This is a genomic window from Sporomusa sp. (assembly GCF_057736855.1).
Genome location: NZ_JBYKYF010000436.1, coordinates 1 through 1952, shown reverse-complemented (window position 1 = coordinate 1952; position 1952 = coordinate 1). Strand labels below are relative to the sequence as shown.

The 1952-nt window shown below is 41.5% G+C and carries 2 protein-coding genes and 2 tRNA genes; all 4 read right to left on the bottom strand.

Translation table 11 applies throughout. The annotated features are described in order from the left end of the window. Positions 1-61: 61 nt before the first annotated feature. Positions 62-147: transfer RNA gene (locus AC29Z1_RS17330), tRNA-Tyr, on the bottom strand. A 101-nt stretch (positions 148-248) separates the two neighbouring features. Beyond that, positions 249-324 (bottom strand) — tRNA-Thr (locus AC29Z1_RS17325). Between the two features lie 102 nt (positions 325-426). Continuing rightward, the gene (locus AC29Z1_RS17320; RefSeq protein ID WP_488272693.1) at positions 427-1227 is read right to left on the bottom strand and encodes an undecaprenyl-diphosphate phosphatase; all 801 of its coding nucleotides are present in this window, start codon (positions 1225-1227) and stop codon (positions 427-429) included. After that, positions 1220-1753: an NUDIX domain-containing protein gene (locus tag AC29Z1_RS17315; protein ID WP_488272692.1), complete on the bottom strand. Its 534-nt coding sequence runs from the start codon at positions 1751-1753 to the stop codon at positions 1220-1222. The genes AC29Z1_RS17320 and AC29Z1_RS17315 overlap by 8 nt, the downstream gene beginning before the upstream one ends. Positions 1754-1952: the final 199 nt, after the last annotated feature.

Here is a 1952-nt window from a genome sequence, read left to right as displayed (position 1 = left end):
CTGTGACCTTCGGGTTATGAGCCCGACGAGCTACCAACTGCTCCACCCCGCGATGTTATGTTGGTGGAGGGAGGTGGATTCGAACCACCGAAGTCATACGACGGCAGATTTACAGTCTGCTCCCTTTAGCCACTCGGGAATCCCTCCAAGTTACTGAATAATAGGATGTTCCGCGCTACACTTGGAACTTAGCGACTCACTCATATTACCGCTTCGTAGCTCGCAACAATATGGTTCGCTTCTTAAAATGGAGCTGGCGATAGGAATCGAACCCACAACCTGCTGATTACAAGTCAGCTGCTCTACCTATTGAGCTACGCCAGCATCATTTTTATGTCCCTTACTCAGTGACAGAACTTATTATATAATAACTCTCGACCTATGTCAACAGCTTTTCATCCAGATATTTTTTCCTATCCACTCAAGCTAACGCAAGAAAAAATAATAATAAGATATCCCTGCGATGACAAAACGATAATAGGCAAAAGAAGCCAGTGTCGAATTGTTCAGGAACCGCAAAAACCAAACAATAGATACATATGCAGTAATAAACGCAACAGCAAAACCAATCGCAAACATGGTAATATCACTAGGATTTAGTTTGTCCCATATCTTCAATAAATCATACAAGCACGCCACTAGCATTAATGGTACGGCTATTATAAATGAAAATTCAGCAGCCGCTTTGCGACTCATTCCCAAAAATAAGCCACCTGCTATGGTTGAACCTGAGCGTGAAAATCCTGGCCATAACGACAACACTTGAAATAAGCCGACCCAAAAGGCCTGCTTTAAAGTCATTCTATCCACATCGCAGGTCACCGGGCGTTTAGCTGTTTTTTCAGCCACAAGCATTAGGACAGCCCCGGCAACCAGGCCGATAATTACGGTAAAAGGGGAAAATAGATAGTTTTTTATCGGGCTGTGCAATAAATAACCGATTCCCATTACCGGCACAATTCCAACCACAACATGCAAAGCGCTCAATCCATACCCATAAATATTTATTTTCTTAGGTTTTATCATAGCCAAAAATTTATCCCGATACAAAATGAAGACCGATAAAATTGCGCCCAATTGAATAAATACTTGAAAAACACTTGCCTTTTCGCCTTCAAACCCCAACAAGGAACCAACCAGAATCATGTGCCCGGTAGAAGAAATAGGCAAAAACTCAGTTAGGCCTTCAACAATACCTATAATTACTGCAATCATATTTTCACTCATGTGATTTCACCTCATGTTTCATTTTCATATCCGCCTGCAACATGTGCAAAACCTCAACATCGGTGGGAAAAGCCATATCTGGCACTGAATCTAAGGGGAAATAAGCCACCTGATCTAAATCATCACCCGGACATAGCACGCCACCGACGACCTTAGCCTCAAACCATACACCCACTGTATGAGCAGCCGGATTATGAAAATTAGATAAAACGGCATATACCTTTCCTGGTTCAATCTCTAAACCTGTCTCTTCCCTAAACTCCCTTCTCACAGCATCACGGATATCTTCATCATATTCAACATAGCCACATGGTATACACCATAATCCTGGATAGCTGGCAGAAGCTGCCCGCCGACCCAGTAAAACCGCATCATTTTGACGTACAATAGCAGCTACCCCAACAATTGGATTTTCATACATCGTAAAAGCGCAATCATTGCATATCAAACGCTGCCGTTCTTTAACTTGGCGGTAATGCAATTGGCCGCCACACTTAGGGCAAAAGATATATCGTTGTTGTCTCATGATGACCTCCTTAAAACACTGTTACTATTTTACCATATTTAATCCAAAACCTATACTATTATCCAACAAATATAAAAAGACTTGTCCTGTACCAAGTCTTTTAAGATGAACAAATAACTATATCATAAAAAATCCGGGACTTCAGTGCAAAAAAACACTTTCTTCCCGGATATCATCATGAATCACATATAATTGCTTA